17 protein-coding genes are annotated in these 18,946 nt (G+C 35.7%); 6 read left to right on the forward strand and 11 right to left on the reverse strand.

The features are described 5' to 3' along the window. Window positions 1-165: 165 nt before the first annotated feature. Window positions 166-1,365 (reverse strand): phage major capsid protein, encoded by a 1,200-nt coding sequence (locus ABWU40_RS03660; RefSeq protein ID WP_353279120.1) that lies wholly within the window; start codon window positions 1,363-1,365, stop codon window positions 166-168. A gap of 48 nt (window positions 1,366-1,413) precedes the next feature. Between ABWU40_RS03660 and ABWU40_RS03665 the strand changes: the two genes are divergently transcribed. Next, on the forward strand, window positions 1,414-1,707 hold the full coding sequence (locus ABWU40_RS03665) for a hypothetical protein (protein ID WP_010962608.1): 294 nt from the start codon (window positions 1,414-1,416) through the stop codon (window positions 1,705-1,707). A gap of 192 nt (window positions 1,708-1,899) precedes the next feature. On the opposite strand, the gene ABWU40_RS03670 is transcribed toward ABWU40_RS03665, so the two are convergent. The 7 genes from ABWU40_RS03670 to ABWU40_RS03700 form a co-directional block, all read right to left on the reverse strand. Next, window positions 1,900-2,697 carry a hypothetical protein gene (locus tag ABWU40_RS03670; RefSeq protein ID WP_015588974.1) on the reverse strand — a complete coding sequence of 266 codons (798 nt, stop codon included), beginning with the start codon at window positions 2,695-2,697 and terminating at the stop codon, window positions 1,900-1,902. A 49-nt stretch (window positions 2,698-2,746) separates the two neighbouring features. After that, window positions 2,747-3,421: an orotidine-5'-phosphate decarboxylase gene (gene pyrF, locus ABWU40_RS03675; protein ID WP_006280567.1), complete on the reverse strand. Its 675-nt coding sequence runs from the start codon at window positions 3,419-3,421 to the stop codon at window positions 2,747-2,749. A 30-nt stretch (window positions 3,422-3,451) separates the two neighbouring features. Further along, window positions 3,452-4,774 carry a hypothetical protein gene (locus ABWU40_RS03680; protein ID WP_353279121.1) on the reverse strand — a complete coding sequence of 441 codons (1,323 nt, stop codon included), beginning with the start codon at window positions 4,772-4,774 and terminating at the stop codon, window positions 3,452-3,454. A gap of 157 nt (window positions 4,775-4,931) precedes the next feature. Continuing rightward, the gene (locus ABWU40_RS03685; RefSeq protein ID WP_353279122.1) at window positions 4,932-6,020 is read right to left on the reverse strand and encodes a hypothetical protein; all 1,089 of its coding nucleotides are present in this window, start codon (window positions 6,018-6,020) and stop codon (window positions 4,932-4,934) included. Between the two features lie 15 nt (window positions 6,021-6,035). After that, window positions 6,036-6,895, reverse strand: a protein-coding gene (locus ABWU40_RS03690; RefSeq protein ID WP_156518142.1) for an IS630 family transposase whose coding sequence is annotated in 2 segments (ribosomal slippage) — window positions 6,036-6,571 and window positions 6,571-6,895 — 861 coding nt in all. Because the reading frame shifts where the segments join, the coding sequence is not laid out codon by codon here. A 59-nt stretch (window positions 6,896-6,954) separates the two neighbouring features. Beyond that, the gene (locus ABWU40_RS03695; protein WP_353279123.1) at window positions 6,955-7,308 is read right to left on the reverse strand and encodes a hypothetical protein; all 354 of its coding nucleotides are present in this window, start codon (window positions 7,306-7,308) and stop codon (window positions 6,955-6,957) included. A 74-nt stretch (window positions 7,309-7,382) separates the two neighbouring features. Continuing rightward, window positions 7,383-9,851 carry a valine--tRNA ligase gene (locus tag ABWU40_RS03700; protein WP_174516760.1) on the reverse strand — a complete coding sequence of 823 codons (2,469 nt, stop codon included), beginning with the start codon at window positions 9,849-9,851 and terminating at the stop codon, window positions 7,383-7,385. A 259-nt stretch (window positions 9,852-10,110) separates the two neighbouring features. On the opposite strand from ABWU40_RS03700, the gene ABWU40_RS03705 reads away from it, so the two are divergent. Continuing rightward, a complete protein-coding gene (locus ABWU40_RS03705) occupies window positions 10,111-11,433 on the forward strand; it encodes a hypothetical protein (RefSeq protein WP_353279124.1) in 1,323 nt (440 codons plus the stop codon). 50 nt (window positions 11,434-11,483) lie between these two features. Here the strand turns inward: ABWU40_RS03705 and ABWU40_RS03710 are convergent, their stop codons facing one another. Next, complete coding sequence (locus tag ABWU40_RS03710; protein WP_141457186.1) at window positions 11,484-11,999, reverse strand: gamma carbonic anhydrase family protein; 516 nt, start codon at window positions 11,997-11,999, stop codon at window positions 11,484-11,486. 144 nt (window positions 12,000-12,143) lie between these two features. Between ABWU40_RS03710 and secG the strand changes: the two genes are divergently transcribed. Genes secG through ABWU40_RS03725 form a run of 3 tightly spaced genes read left to right on the forward strand, consistent with a single transcriptional unit; the run spans window position 12,144 to window position 14,504 of the window. Further along, window positions 12,144-12,464 carry a preprotein translocase subunit SecG gene (gene secG, locus ABWU40_RS03715; protein WP_007548880.1) on the forward strand — a complete coding sequence of 107 codons (321 nt, stop codon included), beginning with the start codon at window positions 12,144-12,146 and terminating at the stop codon, window positions 12,462-12,464. Then, a complete protein-coding gene (locus ABWU40_RS03720) occupies window positions 12,464-14,068 on the forward strand; it encodes a CTP synthase (RefSeq protein WP_015588967.1) in 1,605 nt (534 codons plus the stop codon). The genes secG and ABWU40_RS03720 overlap by 1 nt, the downstream gene beginning before the upstream one ends. 25 nt (window positions 14,069-14,093) lie before the next feature. Next, a complete protein-coding gene (locus tag ABWU40_RS03725) occupies window positions 14,094-14,504 on the forward strand; it encodes a nucleoside deaminase (protein WP_015588966.1) in 411 nt (136 codons plus the stop codon). Window positions 14,505-14,604: 100 nt separating this feature from the next. Here ABWU40_RS03725 and ABWU40_RS06325 read toward each other — a convergent pair whose 3' ends face one another. Further along, complete coding sequence (locus tag ABWU40_RS06325; RefSeq protein WP_341813952.1) at window positions 14,605-14,808, reverse strand: hypothetical protein; 204 nt, start codon at window positions 14,806-14,808, stop codon at window positions 14,605-14,607. 160 nt (window positions 14,809-14,968) lie between these two features. Further along, window positions 14,969-16,174 (reverse strand): MFS transporter, encoded by a 1,206-nt coding sequence (locus ABWU40_RS03735; protein WP_246039527.1) that lies wholly within the window; start codon window positions 16,172-16,174, stop codon window positions 14,969-14,971. A 1,162-nt stretch (window positions 16,175-17,336) separates the two neighbouring features. Here ABWU40_RS03735 and ABWU40_RS03740 point away from each other — a divergent pair. Continuing rightward, a complete protein-coding gene (locus tag ABWU40_RS03740; RefSeq protein ID WP_353279125.1) occupies window positions 17,337-18,437 on the forward strand; it encodes an ATP-binding protein in 1,101 nt (366 codons plus the stop codon). Window positions 18,438-18,946: the final 509 nt, after the last annotated feature.

Below are 18,946 nucleotides of genomic sequence, written 5' to 3' on the forward strand. Positions count from 1 at the left end.
GTTTTTCAAACTGTCGGTAAATCTAAGTCAGTTTAGCTATATGTGTCAAGCACTGGGATGACACCCTCCTGATGGGCCAAAATCACAATGTTCGTACAGTTATGGAATGAATCGCGGTATGACGTGTTGCTTTGATCAGCTATAAAGATGATGCTGCGGAAGTTTTTAGTACTTGCTCGCAACTTTCAACAATTTAATAGCACTGGTGTTTACAACCTCTCCGCCGACACGCTTAGTGACAAAAAACCTCACATAAGGTTTATTCGTATAAGAGTCTCTTAATATTCTCATTCCTCTGTTATCTACAATCTTATAAGCTTGTTTGAAATCTGCCATCGCAATTACTGGTAGCTGATTGTTTGGCGCTGGTGGCATATCGGCAGATTGATATACTGGTATTCCCATTAAAGTATCTGGAGCTTCAAGCGACAGACTTGGCTGCCAGAGATACTGACCTGTTTGAGATTTTAGCAGCCTGATATCCTTCAACGTACTCCTGTTTATCAAAAATGACGCATTTTTGGAATAATATTCGTCCAGAGAGTAATACAACATCATTATTGAATCACTATCTAATTTTTCAGTTTTAACTTGCTCTATTTTATTATAACTGTTTCCATTTTCATAAGCTAAAATTCCTTTTGGTTGAAAAGTGCCCTCACCCTTAATGAAGGCTTCGCTTTCTTCCTTACTAAAAGTCTCGGCAATCTTTTCCACCAGCCAACTCTCAACATCGACAAACGCATCATCGAGTAACTTTTGTGATATTTGTGGTTGAGCATATAACTCGTAAGTTGTGACGGAAATCTTTTGGATTTTGGGCGTGTCCGTATCTTTTGCAAAATCATACTTAGACTTATTGCCACCGTTCTCATCATCTACTGTTTCACTGCTCCAACCTGCACCGGCGCGGTCAAAATCTTCTATAATGTAATCCAATGTTTCAGTAGAGATTCTTTGACTGGAGCATATTTGTCGCATTGGGGACGAATCAGTTACGCGCTTGTTTATGCGTTTTACAATATGCGGAGTAACTAGATACCCTCCGATATCACTGTCATCTCCACTGAGGGTTTTGTGTGATAAACCGCTTTCCATTCCCTTGCGGATATAATCAGAAAAATATTTATCGCTTGTGCTAAAATCTGTATTTACTTCTGGGCGTTGAGCTGCAGTTTCGATCAAGTCTAAACGCTCTTTGCAACTATCAATGGCATTATTTACCTTGCATAGCTGCTCAATTGTTGCAGAATCACCACGCCCTTTGCTTTCAATTTCTTTTAGTTTGCGATCATTTATTAATTTAAATTGCTCCCATGATGAAGCGAGTTCATTGATACGGTGAGCGATATCGGTAAGTGACATAATAGCCTCCTTTGAAAATGAAATAAAAATGGAAATAAGGTAATAGGAATGGCATCCATAGATGTTTCCCACAGTTGTACGAATATTGCAATATGGTACATAGTAAATGATGTCATTCCAGTGCTTGACACTGGGATCCAGCTTCTATGCAACTTAATTAAAAACGTTTGTTTTAGCGTAAGACAACTACCTTTAGCTCATCAGCTCAGTTATAAGCAAAATTTCTGGATTCCAGTGTCAAGCACTGGAATGACATCATCTGTTGTGCAATTTACCTTTAAAAATGAATATCCGTACAGTTATGTGCTTGGCACTGAAATGGCATCATTTTTTATCTGTTGAAAATGTAAACCGAAAAATAGCGTGGCACTTTGTGCCACGCTTAGTACTGTAAGCTTAATCCAGTAATTAAATTAAGCGAGGTAAAATAAAAGATAATGACACTATATAATGTTCGTTCTTTTATGTCAAGCACTTTTTTGAATTTTTTTGGTGATAATTTTTATCCAGTTATTTTATTATTGTAGTATAATTTCAATGCCAGATACTATCATTATGATCACTATCTAAATTTAAATCGTAATTATCATCAAATTTATATATCCCCTCCATCTCTTCTCTATGCAATTCATGTGAATCACCTAAAGCTTTTTGATTAGAAACGTCAACACAATACTGTAACAGTGCTCTTAATGCTCCAGCACTATCTTGATCTAAATTAAAATTGCTAAAATCAAATTTCTGCATACTCTCCACATGTCCTTCTCTACATAACCTACATATCTTAGCAAAAGCCCTTTCACTTTCTCGACTCCAAGCATTAAGAAAGTAAGGATCTACTACTTTGCTAAATTGTTTCTCTATCTCTTCAAGAGAGCTCTCTGGATTAAGTTCTAATATTACTTTGAAAATCCCACTGCCATGGAATCTATAAAATTTACTAGATAAGCTATCTTTTACAAAATTAACTGCATCATCTATTGTAACACCAGAGCGAGATTCAAATATCATCTCAAATGCTCCATAACAACTATCAATACCAAAATTAATTATTTTTTCCATAAAATCAATTACCTCTTCTAAGGAAATTTGTGGCTTATTCCTCAAGATAACTTCTAAACTCTTGACAAAATTATGCCCATGCTGACCCATAGCATGGGTTTTCCCATTTATTGTATAATGATATAGCTTCTTATTTTCTATTATATGCTTATTGCACTGGTAGATATGTAGCTTATTCAATTTGCCAGAATATTCCTCTATTTCCTTATCTGGTAATTTTGAGCGGAATTCCTTGATTACTTCGCGTATTATTCTATTGATATTACTCATGCTTATTCCTAATTAATATGTTAGTATTTTTATAAATTAAGTTATTATATTAAAATTCTTTCATGGATTTCAATATTAGCTCCGCACTACTTGTAGTTTTTGTAATGGGTCTGCCAATGACGATATAATCAGCTCCTGAATTTATTGCTTCTTTTGGTGTTGCTGTTCTTTTTTGGTCGTCATGACCTGGATCTATACGAATTCCTGGAGTAATAATTTTAAAGTCTTCACCGCATTCTCGGCGCACTTCTTGAGCTTCTAGTGCAGAACAGACTACTCCATGGAGTCCAATCTTTTTTGCAAGCTTTGCAAGCAAAATTACCTGTGATTTTGCCTCTCTTGCTACTCCAAGCTCGTTTAAATCCTCATTGCTCATACTAGTTAGCACTGTCACCCCAATCAGCTTTATTTTTGTGCCTTGCACTACACTTAGCGCTTCTTCAAGCATTTTTGTTCCACCGCTGATGTGCAGAGTTAACATTTCAATGTTCAGAACTTTTATTACTTCAACTGTTTTGGCTACAGTGTTTGGAATGTCATGCAATTTCAGATCTAAAAAAATTGGTACATTGCATTTTGCAACTTCTTGCACTCCAGAAAGACCTTGAGCAGCAAAAAATTCTAATCCCAGCTTTACCATGCCAACTTTACCACGCAGAGCATTAGCTAGAGAAATAGCCTTATTTAAGTCTTGTGTATCCAGTGCGCATATTATTGGGTTCATTATCTTGCATGATTTATCTTATAATAAGACTCATTGTTGTGTTTTGCAAATACTTTCACTCTGATTGAACTGACTGCGTTCATAAGATTCTGTCAATAGTGAATTTGGCAACTTGGTCGGGGTGGATGAGCGACTGACAAATAATGATTCATATCCAAGATCTTCCAGCGAAGAAGAAGGCGTTTCGTCTGGCAAAAGCCGTGCAATTTCTCCTTGTAACGCAGACTTTAATATTTGAATCGTATCTAATATTGCTTTTCCATCATTATTTCTTATTGGTTCTTCTATATTGTCTGTTACGCATCTTATCAACAGTTGCGCAAAATTCACTTGTTTTTCTTTCTCTTTCAAAAAATCTTCTATTTGACTGTCTCGTTCTAAAAGTGAATTTCTTAAACTTTTTACTTCATTATTACAATCTTTTCTTATCCCATCTAACTCAAAAGATTGATTTTTAATTAAACCATTTGCTTCATCTAACTCTTCAAATTTCTCTTTTAATTCTTTAGATAAATTTTTCTTTTCTTTGTTGACCTCTTTAATTTTACATTGTAGCTTATCTAAGTTTGCATGTAGTCTTTCTTGTTCTTCACGTAATTCCTCTACTTCTTTAGAAAATCTATTTTTTTCCTTATTCAATGCCTCTACTTTTTCACTAAGTTCATGTTTTTTCTCACGTAGTGCCTTTTGTACTTCACGTGACGTTTCTATTCTATCATTTAACCCCTTATTCTCTAGCTCTAAATGTTTATTATCATCCACTTCCATCTTCAGCTTTGCAATAAATCTACTTCTTTCTTCCAACTGTTTCTTTAAACATGAGATTTCAAGTTTTAATTTCTCTTCCTGCTCATTAAGCTTACCTATTTCCTTTCTTGTTTTGTCCAATTCATTGTCTATTTCAAACGTACGATTGTTTGCTGTTTCTAATTTTTTCTCTAAAGATTTTTTTTCTTCAAGAAGAGATTCTCTCTCAACTTCTGACTCATTTACTTTCTGATTCAATTTTTTTGCTCTCTTGTCTAAATTTTGCTTTTCTCGAGTTAATTCATGTTTTAATTTTTCCACTTCTTTGTTTGCAGCTTTTTCAGCTTCCTTTCCTAGAGTTATTTTATTTTCCAACTCTTGCTCTTTCTGAGCGAATTTATTTCTCTCAACCTCTATTTTTTTATTATTACTAATTATTTTATACGAAAGTGCAAGCACCAAAACAGATAATGTAGCTAAAGCAAGAATTAGAGGAAGAGGCACATTAGAAGTTACAATAAGCGCTAAAGATGTAAGTAACGTAAGAGTAGCTAAGGAACTAGCTACAAAATAAAATGCATTAGCCTCACTAAGCAAATTGCTCATTACTCCCCTCCCCCCCACGTTCAGCAGTCTTGTATATATTTATTAAAATTCTCTTATCTGTGGAGGAATTATAGTGCTGCACCTACAACAAACTTTCCTTTTTCAGCCTGCTAGCTAAAAATAGCTAAGGTTTTATGTATCCAGTGTACAACTGTACTCAAAATGTGTGGCAGCTGTTGGTCGGGGTAGAACATCCACTGGTATATCCAGAATCACATGAAGCATCATTCAGCTTTTTATATGGCGGTCTTATTGGAGTGGATATATAAGGTGGTTTTGGTTTCGGGAACTGTTTATTAACAGACTCATTTTCACCTATTCCTTCAAGTTCTGATAAATGTTCACTGCTTATATCTGAAGAAATGGAATGACTTTGCTCGTCTTCCTGCCCAGTTACTGCTTGCAGATGTTCAACTTTTCTTTTCAAATCAGAATTATGTTCTCTTAATTCCTCGCATCCGTCATCCAACTCTTTTTCGCTACTTTTCAACTCACTGTTATTATCGCGCAACTTTTCATTAAGTTTTTTTAACTCTCCGATCTTATCAAGATTTTCATTGTTTTCCTCTTCTAATTCCTTGTTTTCCTCTTCTAATTTCTTGCATAGTTTTTCTTTTTGTTCTAAATCTGCAGCTAGCTGGATCGTTTCTTGCGCTTTTTTATTTAACTCTTTTTTCAATCGTCCTTCTTCTAATACATCATCTAAATCAGATTGTAAACAAGAAGTTTTGCCTTTTTCTTTTCTTAACTGCACTGCTAATTTTCCTACTTTTTTCCTTTTCTCCTCTAAACATGTTTCCAATTCTGTTATTCTTTCTTTTAATGAAAGAGCTAAAATTCCTTCATATTTTAATTCATCTAACTGCCTTTTTAAGGAATCTATTTCTCTTTGAGATTGAGATAATTCCTTCATTAAAGAATCCACTCTTTCATTCAATCTTACATTTTCATCACGTAACTCTTGGTATTCAAGAGAAAGCATCTTCTCCTTATGTTCTAACTGACCTTGTACTTTTGCACTCAATTCTGTATTTTCATCGTGTAAATCTTTGTTCTTATTATTAAGAGCACCTATCTTACCCTCTAATTCTCGGATTTGATTACCTTTATTATTTAACTCTTTTGTAGCATTATCTAATTTTTGCTGTGTATCATCTTGTTGTGTCTTTAACTGCTCTATTTCCTTATTTAACCCTGCAATTTCGCTTTCCAAATCTTGCTTTTCTCGAGTTATAGCATTTCTCATAATAGTCCGAATAGGTCATAGGAAGGCAGAATCAACAGCACGACGAAAGGATTCGAATAGAGGAATGTTTTTCCTGGCTCTGTTTTTTATAGCAAACCAATGATGCTCAATTTTGTTAAAATCTGGAGAATAAGGCGGCAGATACAAAATTTCTGCACCGACTCCTTTAGCGAGCTTGATAAGCTTATCAGACTTATGAAAAGTAGCATTATCAAGAATGACAGTTTGTCCAGGTTCTAAGATCGGTGCCAAAAATTGCTCAAACCATCCATTAAAAATATCCATATTACAGTGGCCTTCAAATGTTAATGGAGCAACTATCTTTCTTCTACTTAAAGCTGCAACCATACTGATTCGTTGAGTTTTTTTTCCAGATTTTAGGGCATAAAATCGCTGTCCTTTCTGGCAATACCCATATGGATAGTCCTCCGTGTTATCAATCCCAGACTCATCTATATACACTAAGTTTTCTGGTTCTTTTGTTGCTATAATTTTTAAGAATTCAGCACGTTTTTCTTCGTTCCTTTCCTTGTATCCATATGTCTTTTTTTGCGCGTAAATCCAATTTTTCTGAGAGCTCGGTGGATCGTTTGGATACTAACGTTGCCCCAAAGTTTAGCCATTTCCGACAGAGTTTTTCTACCGTGTTTTTTAGCAAATTCGATAAACTTATTCCAGTCGATAATTTTCTGATTGTAACCTCCATTACCGAGTTTTTTTGACTGAAAGTCGCCTGTTTCTTTTTTTCTTTGCTGCCACTCCCACAAAGTAGTTCGTCCAATTTTAAATCTTGCTGCCACTGCTTCTCTGCTTTCCCCTTCGTCTAGTGCTTCCATTGCTTTTTTTCTTAAATCATAACTATATGCTGCCGGCATCCAACCTCCTTATCGCCATCTATCCTTATCTTATCATATCCGGACTTCTGTGGAAAGAGCTATAATTGATCTTTTAATTCCTTCACTTCTTTATTTACAGCTTCTTTAGCTTTTTCTCCCAGAGCTATTTTACTTTCTAACTCTTGTACCTTACTCTCTGATTGTTGTTTTACGCTTTCTAACTCTTGCTCTTTTTCAGCAAATTTATTTTTCTCAACCTCTATTTTCTTATTATTACTAATTATTTTACATGAAAGTGCAAGCACCAAAACAGATAATGTAGCTAAAGCAAGAATTAGAGGAAGAGGCACATTAGAAGTTACAATAAGCGCTAAAGATGTAAGTAACGTAAGAGTAGCTAAGGAACTAGCTACAAAATAAAATTCATTAGCCTCACTAAGGAAATTGCTCATTACTCCCTCATTATTCCCTCATACTAATAATGATTACAATAGCATGGATATTAAAGGAAGTAAAGCTATAAAAATCAGTATAAGTCTATATTCACTATGTATTTTCCGTCTTCAGTTTCAAGCTCAGACTGCATCCACTCTATCATTTCTGCATTGCACACTGCCTGCAAATCATCCTGTGCAGATTGATCTAACTTATCCTCTTGTACGCTCGCTTTTATCATCAACTTTTTTATCAGATGCTTAACTGATACATTATTATCTGCCTTTATCTTTCTGATAATGTTTAATATCTGAATAACATTATCTCCCATTTCCTCTGAATATTTATCGTAGATAAGTTCTTCTTTGCTCGGCCAATTACTTTGATTGTGTACAGAATTATAACTATACAACTGGTGGTATATCTCTTCTGTAATGTAAGGCAAGAAAGGTGCAAATAACCGCAAAATAATATTCAGTACATATGCCAAACTTTGCTTTGCACTTAAGGTTGCTTCACTGCTTCCGTACGCGCGTTTTTTTACTAATTCCAAGTAGTTATCACAAAAATCCTTCCAAAAAAATTCTTCTACTGCGCCCAAAGCTTCGCAGTATTCAAACTGTAATAGGTTATTCGTTGCTTTACCTATTACTTTGTACAGCTTAGACAGTATCCATTTATCCATCGTCTCACTGATGGAATTTATGCTTACTGTTTGATGCTTTTCCATGAACATGGAAACAAACTTGCTAGCGTTCCAAAGTTTTGTAACGAGGCGCTTGCCAATTTTGAATATATTTTCAGAGTAGACTGTATCAACTCCAAGCCTTGAGTTCGCTGCCCAATAGCGCACTACATCAGCTCCATAAGTTTCAAGTATTACATGAGGAGTAATGATGTTACCCTTTGATTTACTCATCTTTTTCTTATCATCTGCTAAACACCAACCGCTGATCATAATGTTTTTCCAAGGTAAAGAATTTGCATGATAATGTGCCTTTAAAATAGTATAAAAAGCCCAAGTTCTTATTATCTCATGGCTCTGGCTGCGCAGATCTGCAGGAAATATCGTATCATAGCGATGATTTGGTAAGCTAAACTCACTGTTTACTGCTAGTGCACTTAGTTGAGGAGTAATTGAACTTGTGGCCCAGGTATCCATTACATCTTGATCTGGGATAACCTCTTCTTTGCTATACCCTTTTGGCAAATCTTTCAATGGATCTATAGGCAGGTCCTTTATCTCAGCTAGAATAATTTTACCTTCTTCTCCCTTACGGTTGGAATACCACGCTGGAAATGGCACACCAAAATAACGTTGCCTTGAGATGCACCAGTCCCAATTTAGCCCTTCTATCCACACTTCCATACGTTTACGCATAGTAGCTGGATGCCAATTGCATTCTTTTACTTTATCTAATACTTGAGCTTTTTGCTCTAAAGTCTTGATAAACCATTGATAAGTAGGCAATATCTCAAGTGGTGCACCAGATCTTTCTGCGCACTTAACAGAATGAGAAATGTTAGTGCTTTCTACCAAAAGTCCTTTTTCAGTTAGGATTTCGATCATCCTCTTTCTTGCTGCTACAATTTTTAGTCCATTTATTTCATAGATTCCAGCGTCACGCGCTGGAATGACGCCGGGGTGTGGTGGAATGACATCATGAAGGTTCATCCTCCCATCCTGATCGATGATAATTTTCATCGGCAGATTATGCTTTTGCTGCCAATATATGTCGAGCTCATCACCGAATGTACAACACATAACAAGCCCAGTGCCTTTATCTATTTTAACCTTATCATCAGCTATTATTGGAACTTTTGTCTCTGTGATCGGCACCACGGCTGTTTTTCCGATCAGATGGGTGTAGCGCGCATCCTCTGGATGACAAAAAACTGCAACACATGCGGGAAGTAACTCAGGCCGCGTAGTTGCAATATTGATCTGCTCATTTTCTTGAGTAGAGAAAACTATCGTGTTTAAGGATGACTCAAAAACTTTATCTTCTATTTCTGCTTGTGCAATTGCTGTTTTATCAACCGGGTCCCAAAGGATGGGCTGCATTTTTCTATATGCATATCCCTTATTATATAGATCAATAAACGACATCTGTGAAAGCGTCACAGTTTCCTTGCTGATCGTGTGGTATTCCAAATCCCAGTCATAACTAATGCCGACCGATTTAAATAGTTCCTTGAATTCTTGCTTTGATTTTTCAATAACCTCATGGCACATCTCTATAAATTTTTCCCTGCCAACTTCTTTTGCGCGGGTTTTATAGGTTTGCTCAACCAATCTTTCAGTGGGAAGCCCATTATCATCAAACCCAATTGGGTAAAACACATCTTTTCCCAGCATGCGCTGAAACCTTGCAATAAAGTCCGTGTGGCAATAGCTAAATATATGGCCGATATGGAGTTTTCCTGATATTGTCGGTGGAGGCGTGTCTATAGTGAAAGTGTTATCCTTTTCACCATTCCATTTATAAACTTTACTACCTTCCCATAATATGTTGCATTTGTCTTCAACTTCTTTAAAGCCGTATTTTTCTTTTAACATAAATATTTCTCAATTTTAAACTTTAAGCTAGCAACGTCATACCGCCGCGGTATCTCTAGATCCCGCTAACAAGCAGCGGAATGACGATGGTCGGTAAACCTAAATTACTTTAGCTATAGCACAATTAAGTAAATACGGCAATTTTACGCCAAAATTTTTTGTTTACGAACATAAATTTTCTATGCTATGATAAAAATATTACTTGACCTTAGGCTCTAAGGGTATTGTGTAATGTTAATTATATATATTGAGGTTAAATATGCATAATTCAAATCAAAATCTTTCACCTGGAGCAACTTCACCAACTGATATAACATCTGATCAAGAAGGAACTATAAATAAAAACTCTATTGAATCAGGAACAGAGCAGTCGTTACAAGGTTCTTTAGTTGTTAATCAAGAGTCTTTAAATGATTATGTTGATGCGAGTAGCACGCCTGTGTCTGAAGAGATTAATGATACAATGCAGGTTGCCGATGATAATGAGGTTACGTCGGACAATAAAGGTAATCGAAGTGTTGTTTCTAGTGATAGCACGACATTAAGTGAAGGTTCTGTTAATGGGCAAGAAGGTGTTACTAAGTCAAAAAAAGGAAAAGGAAAAAGATCAACAAGTAAAAGAATACAACGGAGTAAGCAGCAGTTAAAAGAGAAAGACGAGGAAATAACAGCATTAAAAGCTCAACAAAATACACAAGAAGTTGCGGACTTACAGCAACAGTTACAAGCTAAAGACGAGGAAATAACAGCATTAAAAGCTCAACAAAATACACAAGAAGTTGCGGACTTACAGCAACAGTTACAAGCTAAAGACGAGGAAATAACAGCATTAAAAGCTCAACAAAATACACAAGAAGTTGCGGACTTACAGCAACAGTTACAAGCTAAAGACGAGGAAATAACAGCATTAAAAGCTCAACAAAATACACAAGAAGTTGCGGACTTACAGCAACAGTTACAAGCTAAAGACGAGGAAATAACAGCATTAAAAGCTCAACAAAATACACAAGAAGTTGCGGACTTACAGCAACAGTTACAAGCTAAAGACGAGGAAATAACAGCATTAAAAGCTCAACAAAATACACAAGAAGTTGCGGACTTACAGCAACAGTTACAAGCTAAAGACGAGGAAATAACAGCATTAAAAGCTCAACAAAATACACAAGAAGTTGCGGACTTACAGCAACAATTAGCAGATAAAGAGAAAGAAATAGCACAACTAAAACAACAACAGCCAAATGCTGAAGTTGACAAACTGAAGGCAGACTTAACAGCTAAAGAGAAAGAAGTTGACAAGCTAAAGAAGGAAAATAAAGAATTAGAAGCTGAAAACAAAAAAATTCAACAACTAAAACAAGGCAATGGAGCACGGTACACTGCTACTGTTGGTATGGGTCTTGCTGCTGGACTGATAGCATTTACTGCACTTGAACGTACAGTTAAGTTAGAGATGTTAGTAATGATTGGTATAGCAGTAGCATCTGCACTCGTAGCCGGTGGTATTACATATGCAGTATTACCTAGTACTCAAGTAGATGGGGCAAAAGCACAAGAAGTAAATGAGAATGGGAAAAAGAAGTAACAAGGGTTAAGCCGAAATGTACGTGTCAAGTAAAACACTTGACGCGAGCTTCAGTTTTTATATTCATTCATTAGCATAATATAATTTTGTGCTGATTGTGTAATATGTTTAATTTCTTCATTCGACATTTTTTTGAAGAATTTTGCTGGCCTGCCAGCCCATATTTCCCCACTTTTTATCACTTTTCCGTGTGTTACCAGTGAGCCAGCAGCTACCATAGCTTCAGGCTCCACAACTGCATGGTCCATCACGGTAGAGCCCATACCAATAAACGCCTTATCATGCACCGTGCATGCGTGCAACACACAAAAATGTCCCACTGTTACCATGCTGCCAATAATTGTGTCACCACCTGGGTTTCTATCCACATGAATTACCGTTCCATCTTGAATATTTGTTCCATTACCTATTTTTATTGATCCAACGTCCCCTCTGATTACACAATTAAACCAGATGCTTGCATCTCTTCCTATTTCAACCTTGCCTATGATATGCGAACCACCTGCGATGAAAGCACTTTCGTCTATTTTTGGTTCATAATTTTTGTATTTTAAAATGTGATACATATTAAGCCCAAAGTTTTATGCATATGTTAATCAAAATAAGGTAAGCAGTAAATACATACTTAGATTTCAAGTTATTTGGGTGACAGATGTTCTTGACTTACGTGCTTTGTACTGCTAAAATTTTTATTTTCAGCCCTATCTATAATGTCAGTAGCGGTATTAAGTATATTTCAAATAATATTGGTTGTTGTGTTAGTAATTTTAGTGCTCTTGCAGCCGCCTGGAAGTAGTTCGTTAAGTGGTTTTAGTAATACACAACAGGGGGTCAATTCGATGATTCCGGTGAAATCTTCTGAAAACCCGCTCAGCAGAATAACGGCTATTGTTGCTGGATTGTTTATTATAAACACATTGCTATTGTCAGGATTATGTTCAAAAGACGTACATAAAAAATCGATCGCAGAAAAAATTATATTAGAAAAAAAGCAAGAAAGTGAATCTACTTCTGTTCCATTTGAAAATTAATGAAGGAAGCTAAATTTATCTTTGTCACAGGTGGAGTTGTGTCATCGCTTGGTAAAGGCTTAGTTGCTTCGAGTGTTGGTGCGCTTCTTCAAGCTCACGGTTTTAAGATCCGTATCAGAAAACTTGACCCGTATCTCAACATTGATCCTGGGACAATGAACCCAACTCAGCACGGAGAGGTATTTGTTACCGAAGATGGTGCTGAAACTGATTTGGATCTTGGGCATTATGAGCGTTTTACTGGAATTAAAGCAACAAAAGATGACAATATAACAACTGGTAAGATATATCATGAGTTATTGAAGAAAGAGAGGCGTGGTGATTATCTGGGCAAAACTGTGCAAGTCATTCCTCATGTAACAGATTTGATCAAATCGTTCATTTTTAATGGTACGGAAGGTTTAGATTTTGTAATATGTGAAATAGGCGGAACTGTAGGTGACATTGAAAGCCAACCATTTTTGGAGGCTATACGCCAAGTTAACTACACATTAGGAAAACAAAGAGTTATCCTGATTCACTTAACTTTAATACCATATCTTACCGCAGCGCAAGAATTAAAGACAAAACCAACGCAGCATTCAGTTCGAGAGTTAAATTCCGCGGGGTTACAACCAGATATTATATTATGCCGCAGTGAGAAAGAAATTTTCGATAATCAAAGAGAGAAAATAGCTAAGCTTTGCAATGTTTCTTTATCCAATGTGATACCTGCCCCTGATGTGAGTCATATATATGAGTTACCGGTGTTGTATAGCCAATGTGGGCTTGATACGCAAATTTTGGAGCACTTTCATTTAAGTAAGCCAAAACCAAGCTTGACTGAATGGGATCAAATAGTGCATTCCATAAGGCACCCAACACAGGAAGTTACTGTATCTATAGTGGGAAAATACACCGAATTCCCTGATGCATACAAATCACTGGTTGAAGCATTAAATCATGGTGCGATTAGTAATAAAGTCAAAGTAAAGATAAATTGGGTTAACTCAAGAGAGAAGGAAGAAAAACCTATAAATGAAAAGCTTATAGGGGAGAAGTTACAGAATTCTCATGCAATCCTTGTTCCAGGGGGGTTTGGTGATGACGGAGTAGAGGGTAAAATATTAGCAATAAATTATGCCCGTACAAATAATATCCCATTTTTCGGAATTTGCCTTGGTATGCAGCTTGCAATTATTGAATTTGCTCGTAATGTTGTTAAGCTTGAAGATGCACACTCTGAAGAATTTCGTAACTGTAAACATCCAATCGTTAAGTTAGCTGGCGATCAAGATGACGATCTTGGTGGAACCATGAGACTTGGGGCATACAAATGTAATATAAATGCAAACTCTAAAATGATGGATGCATATAGTAACACTACTATTTCAGAAAGACACAGGCATAGGTACATAATCAATTCAGATTATAAAGATGACTTAGAAAAAAATGGGCTGTTATGCAGTGGCATATCAGAAGATGGAACGTGCATAGAGGCAGTGGAGTTAGAGAGTCATCCGTGGTTTATTGGTGTGCAGTTTCATCCAGAATTTCAATCAAAGCCGTTTTCTCCTCATCCTCTTTTCGTGTCGTTCGTTAAAGCAGCAATTGATAAGAAATAAGTGCCTAGTGTTTAAGTATCAATATATGGAGCTTGCCATAGAGCAAGCCAAACTCGCTCAAAAAAATGATGAGGTGCCCATAGGTGCTGTAATAGTGAGTGGAGACAATATCATTTCTTCTGCACACAATATATCCAGCGATCCAACTGCACATGCAGAGATGTTAGCGATCAGACAAGCATTTTCAACTCCCACGCTTTGTGATGCTGATATGTACGTAACATTAGAACCATGTCCGATGTGTGCTCAAGCCATTTCCTTTGCCAGAATTAAACGATTGTACTTTGGAGCTTATAATCCAAAAGGTGGAGGAATTGAAAATGGTGCTAAGATATTTCAATTTTGCAGCCATATACCTGAAGTTTATGGTGGGATATTAGAAACAGAATGCTCTTTTTTGTTAAAGGATTTTTTTGAGAAACTAAGGAACATTTGATAAATCGTCATGCTACTTGTTTTCCGATACAAAATCGTCATCCCGCTACGTGTTAGCGGGATCTAGAGATACCGTGACGGTATGGCGGTTAAGTAATTCGTCATTCCAGCGCGTGACGCACAACTATACAAACATTGTCCACCAGCAGGGTGTCATCCGAGTAGCTGACACTGCCCTCCTTTGTCATCCCAGTGCCCAGACACTGGGATCCAGAAGACTTAATTTTAACCAAGTGGCTGCATAATAAAGGCTGGATTCCAGTGTCAAGCACTGGAATGACATTACAGGGACACTGGGATGACATCATCCTTTTCTCTGGATTCCATACTGGAATGACAGCAGTCCTACGTCATACCGTCACGGTATCTCTAGATCCCGCTAACAAGCAGCGGGACGACGGTTGTCAGGGTGTCAGCTACTTAGATGAAACCCTTTCCCGGTCTATCAAATCACATAGGAGAAAACTAAGACCAATCAAATTTCTTATCTTGCGGTTTTATTTGCAATATTGCTACCACACTGATCAACAAGCAGAAGACTATATAAAGCCCAGCAGCAAGGTTTGTTTGAGGAAATGTTACAGTCAACCAAATACAAACCATAGGAGTAAATCCTCCATGTAACGCATAAGAGATATTGCGTGATAAGCTCACACCACTAAATCTAACATTGGTAGGAAAGAGTTCAGATGCAACTATTCCTATGGGAACTATACCCCTTTCTATTATAGAGAGAACCATTACGCTCAACGCAATCACAAGATAATTTTTATAGTAATATGCAATAGATAACGCAGGACAACACAGTGCCATTGTAATTGCTATAAATAAGATTGCAGTGCGCTCTTTTCCAACTTTATCAGCCAACATTCCAAACGCTATTGAAGATATCGGCATTAATACACTGGTTATAATCAATACAATTTCGTTGATATATGTTGTTACATAAACATCCACTGATGCTATTTCCTTTGCGAGAGTTCGAAGAAATATGGTAAATCCAACAGCAACATTAACAGGTACAGATATTAAAATAGCAAGTATAAGAGCTCTCTTGTGGCGTTTTATAAGCTCTATTATTGGCAAATCAGGTAAATTTCTTTGTTTTCGATTTTTTTCATATGCTGGAGTTTCTCCCAATGTGTATATGCTATACGCGCTAATTAATCCTAAAATAGCTGAGAAAATAAATGGCAATCTCCAACCCAAGGTACAAAAATCAGTAGTTTTTTTGCAGATAATCACTATCACCGCAGAAAGCAAGACGCCAATGGAGCGACCAAAACCCATCATTCCAAAATACATCCCTAAGTTCTCTTTCCTACTGGATAAATGCTCTATAAGATAAACAGAACTTCCTTGTTCACCACCAAGTGCAATTCCTTGTGTTATATGGATTGCAAGAAGCAATATAGTAGAAATTATACCTACTTGATTGTGACTTGGAATAAATGCAATGAGACTTGATGGTATCGATATTAGCAAGATAGTAATTATTAATGCTATCCTCCTTCCATACCTGTCACCAACGTGACCAAATATGAATGCACCAAGTGGCCTTACAATTGCACCTAGCCCTACAATTCCAAATAATTGCAGTATGTTACTGTAGACATCTTTTGCAAAACAAAACTCTCTGCTGATTATGTTAATCAAATCAATAAAAAGCATGTAGTCATACCATATTGCGATTCTGCAGAGTATGGTTGATATCAACACCCTTGTTTGCACTAAATTCAATTCGTAAATGTTTGCTTATTCTATTCTGGCTGCTTTTTGGGATTTTACAACCTAAACATATGGAGTTGACTTTTTTATTATGGTGTGTGATAATTGCAATGAATATAGCCTATTTAGCAGCACTTATATCAGCAGCTATAATAAAAATAGCAGCAGTAATACTTTGTGCTATAATGTGTATAAGCATTTTCTTTATATTATTTAAGGGAAAAAGAACACTTAGATTCAAAAGGATTTCTATCTCTTCTGAAAACAGTAGGTGTAATTTATATAATACTATCAATTATATCTCTCCCACTTATTATATTAAGCCTTACTACTCCGTCACCTCTGGTAGTAGGTATAGTAGGTGGTATCGTTGGTGCTATTTCCATAATACCATTAATAGTAGCTTACATTTTGCTTGTGGCTATATCGAATATCTTTATTACCAAGTCTTTATAAATTTGAGCTAATGTTACTGTCTTCATTTCTTCTTGGTTGTAATATTGCTGAAAGTTATCTATTTCCATAGGTATAACATATAATCTGATTTTATAAGATATTCTACCGGGATTAAAATATCGTAAATCTTAGGCGTTATAAACAAAATTTACAGGAAAAATAAGATGATACTACTCAAAAAGGCAAACAAGACGGTATTTTTCTGGCATAAGTTAGCGTTCAGCTTTACCTTTCCTTGCAAGACATTTTAGAGCTATTATGTCTTACTTCTTGAAGATACAAGTTAGCGTTTTTAACCCGAATTCTGGATTGGAGATTAAAAAAAACAAGAATATCAATAGCTTATTGTTTTAGCATTTACGATAAAGCAGTAAGCATTTTAAGACTAGTTACTAATTTAGTAAAATTCAAGACTTTCAATAATTTACCTAAAATCTAATCCAGAATTCTGGTTAATAATAAAATCTTGTTTTTTGAAAATGAATTTGGTAAACTTTAAAGATGTATGTGACAATATGGTGATATATTGTTTTTAGTATTTAATAAATTAAAGTACGTACTTGATAATTTTTCTGAACGCTCTAATCAAGCTAAAATAGGTAAGCTAGATAAAATTATTCTTAGTTTAAAATTGGTATAAGGTATTAAGATGAAAAAAATTGAAATTTCAGAATTACTAAAAAGAATTTCAATCTGTTTACTATGCGTGGCAACTATTGTCTCTATCGCTTTTTTGTTTGCCTATATGCATACAATGTTGCTTAGTAAAGGGTATGAGTTAGCTGCACATTATGTTAGTGAAGCTATGCCTTGTGTGTTACTTGTCGTTTCCCTTTTTATTGTTTGGTTTGTATATGATCAAGTATTCAGCAAACTAAAGGAAGTAGAGCTGACTATATCGATAGAATTAGCTAATTCAGATGATAAAAGAATAACATTTGCTGATGCTATAATTGATGACTCCTTAAAACAACGGTTGCAGATGATTTGCTGTGACCAAATGACAGAAGAAATGCGCAAGCTGTTTGGAAATAAAAGTATTAATTCACTAAGAGGTTACATATTATATGGCCCTCCTGGAAATGGTAAAACACTTATCGCTCGTGCAATTGCAGGTGAATCAAATATGAATTTCATAAGCATCTCAGGTCCTGAACTTATTGGAGTATATATTGGTCATGGTGCACATGCTGTACGCGAGCTTTTTAAAATAGCAAAAAAATATTCTCCTTGTATAGTCTTTATAGATGAAATAGATGCAGTTGCTCAAAAAAGAAGTACCGCTAATAACTCAGCTTACCATTGTCGAGAGAGTTTAACACAGTTGTTAACTGAAATAGATGGATTTAAGAGCAGAAAAGATATAATAGTAATTGGTGCAACTAACCTTATCGGTGGTATAGATCCAGCACTTATTAGACCTGGACGTTTAGGTCAGAAGGTTTATGTCCCTAATCCAAACATAGAGGTGAGACAAAAGATATTGGCACTTTATATGCGAGGTACAAAAACTGATGAAAAGCTAAGCCTCCAAGACATTGCAGACAAGACTGAAGGCTATTCTGGGGCTGAGTTAGAGCAATTAGTGAATGAAGCAAAAATTAGCGCTGGTGCGCAAAGACGGCTTATAGTGAGTGAGGAAGATTTCAGTTACGAGCTTCACAGGTTAAGTCCAGAACAAGAAAGAGATAGAATAAAGTTAGTTTCAAACGCGAAGACACAGATAGAAGAAACTTCTTTTATACGGTAAACATAAAAATTGAAATTATAGAAGTGTAGCTGAGCCAACCTTCGTTATTCTTATTATTACCCACAAATAAAGACATGGTATTGCATTTACTCAAATAATTTAATTTTATTAACCTGAAAGCTTATTGGATTAAAATTATTAAATTAAGAGTTATAATTTTAGCAACTAAAAGCTGTAAATTGCACCATATAAACAGTTATTTCAAGCAAAAGTTATACTGACCTTAGCCAGAAAAAGTGGTGGAAAAGTTAGGAATGTTTTTTACAAAAAAAGACAGTATCAATAAAAAGGATTTTATTCTATTTGAAATATAAAATTATCATGTATTTTTCTGTTATTCCCAAGTGAATTATTATTAACTTAGCAGTATATATTATTAAAAACACAAGCAATACAATCATTTTTAGCAACCAAAACCAGCAAGCGTGAGAAGATTTTTTTTGGAATGAGTTGGTCATGATGTTTGTAAAACTTAATTTGTACACTTTACTTACCCCCAGTAATTCTGA

This window comes from Wolbachia endosymbiont (group A) of Cydia amplana (genome assembly GCF_964028495.1).
Lineage (GTDB): Bacteria > Pseudomonadota > Alphaproteobacteria > Rickettsiales > Anaplasmataceae > Wolbachia > Wolbachia pipientis.

Bases quoted from the DNA above. Each gene is read 5' to 3' on its own strand.
- ABWU40_RS03660 (WP_353279120.1), bottom strand. From the start codon at position 1,365: ATGTCACTTACCGATATCGCTCACCGTATCAATGAACTCGCTTCATCA.
- ABWU40_RS03665 (WP_010962608.1), top strand. From the start codon at position 1,414: ATGGCATCCATAGATGTTTCCCACAGTTGTACGAATATTGCAATATGG.
- ABWU40_RS03670 (WP_015588974.1), bottom strand. From the start codon at position 2,697: ATGAGTAATATCAATAGAATAATACGCGAAGTAATCAAGGAATTCCGC.
- pyrF (WP_006280567.1), bottom strand. From the start codon at position 3,421: ATGAACCCAATAATATGCGCACTGGATACACAAGACTTAAATAAGGCT.
- ABWU40_RS03680 (WP_353279121.1), bottom strand. From the start codon at position 4,774: ATGAGCAATTTGCTTAGTGAGGCTAATGCATTTTATTTTGTAGCTAGT.
- ABWU40_RS03685 (WP_353279122.1), bottom strand. From the start codon at position 6,020: ATGAGAAATGCTATAACTCGAGAAAAGCAAGATTTGGAAAGCGAAATT.
- ABWU40_RS03695 (WP_353279123.1), bottom strand. From the start codon at position 7,308: ATGAGCAATTTCCTTAGTGAGGCTAATGAATTTTATTTTGTAGCTAGT.
- ABWU40_RS03700 (WP_174516760.1), bottom strand. From the start codon at position 9,851: ATGTTAAAAGAAAAATACGGCTTTAAAGAAGTTGAAGACAAATGCAAC.
- ABWU40_RS03705 (WP_353279124.1), top strand. From the start codon at position 10,111: ATGCATAATTCAAATCAAAATCTTTCACCTGGAGCAACTTCACCAACT.
- ABWU40_RS03710 (WP_141457186.1), bottom strand. From the start codon at position 11,999: ATGTATCACATTTTAAAATACAAAAATTATGAACCAAAAATAGACGAA.
- secG (WP_007548880.1), top strand. From the start codon at position 12,144: ATGTCAGTAGCGGTATTAAGTATATTTCAAATAATATTGGTTGTTGTG.
- ABWU40_RS03720 (WP_015588967.1), top strand. From the start codon at position 12,464: ATGAAGGAAGCTAAATTTATCTTTGTCACAGGTGGAGTTGTGTCATCG.
- ABWU40_RS03725 (WP_015588966.1), top strand. From the start codon at position 14,094: ATGGAGCTTGCCATAGAGCAAGCCAAACTCGCTCAAAAAAATGATGAG.
- ABWU40_RS06325 (WP_341813952.1), bottom strand. From the start codon at position 14,808: ATGTCATCCCAGTGTCCCTGTAATGTCATTCCAGTGCTTGACACTGGA.
- ABWU40_RS03735 (WP_246039527.1), bottom strand. From the start codon at position 16,174: ATGCTTTTTATTGATTTGATTAACATAATCAGCAGAGAGTTTTGTTTT.
- ABWU40_RS03740 (WP_353279125.1), top strand. From the start codon at position 17,337: ATGAAAAAAATTGAAATTTCAGAATTACTAAAAAGAATTTCAATCTGT.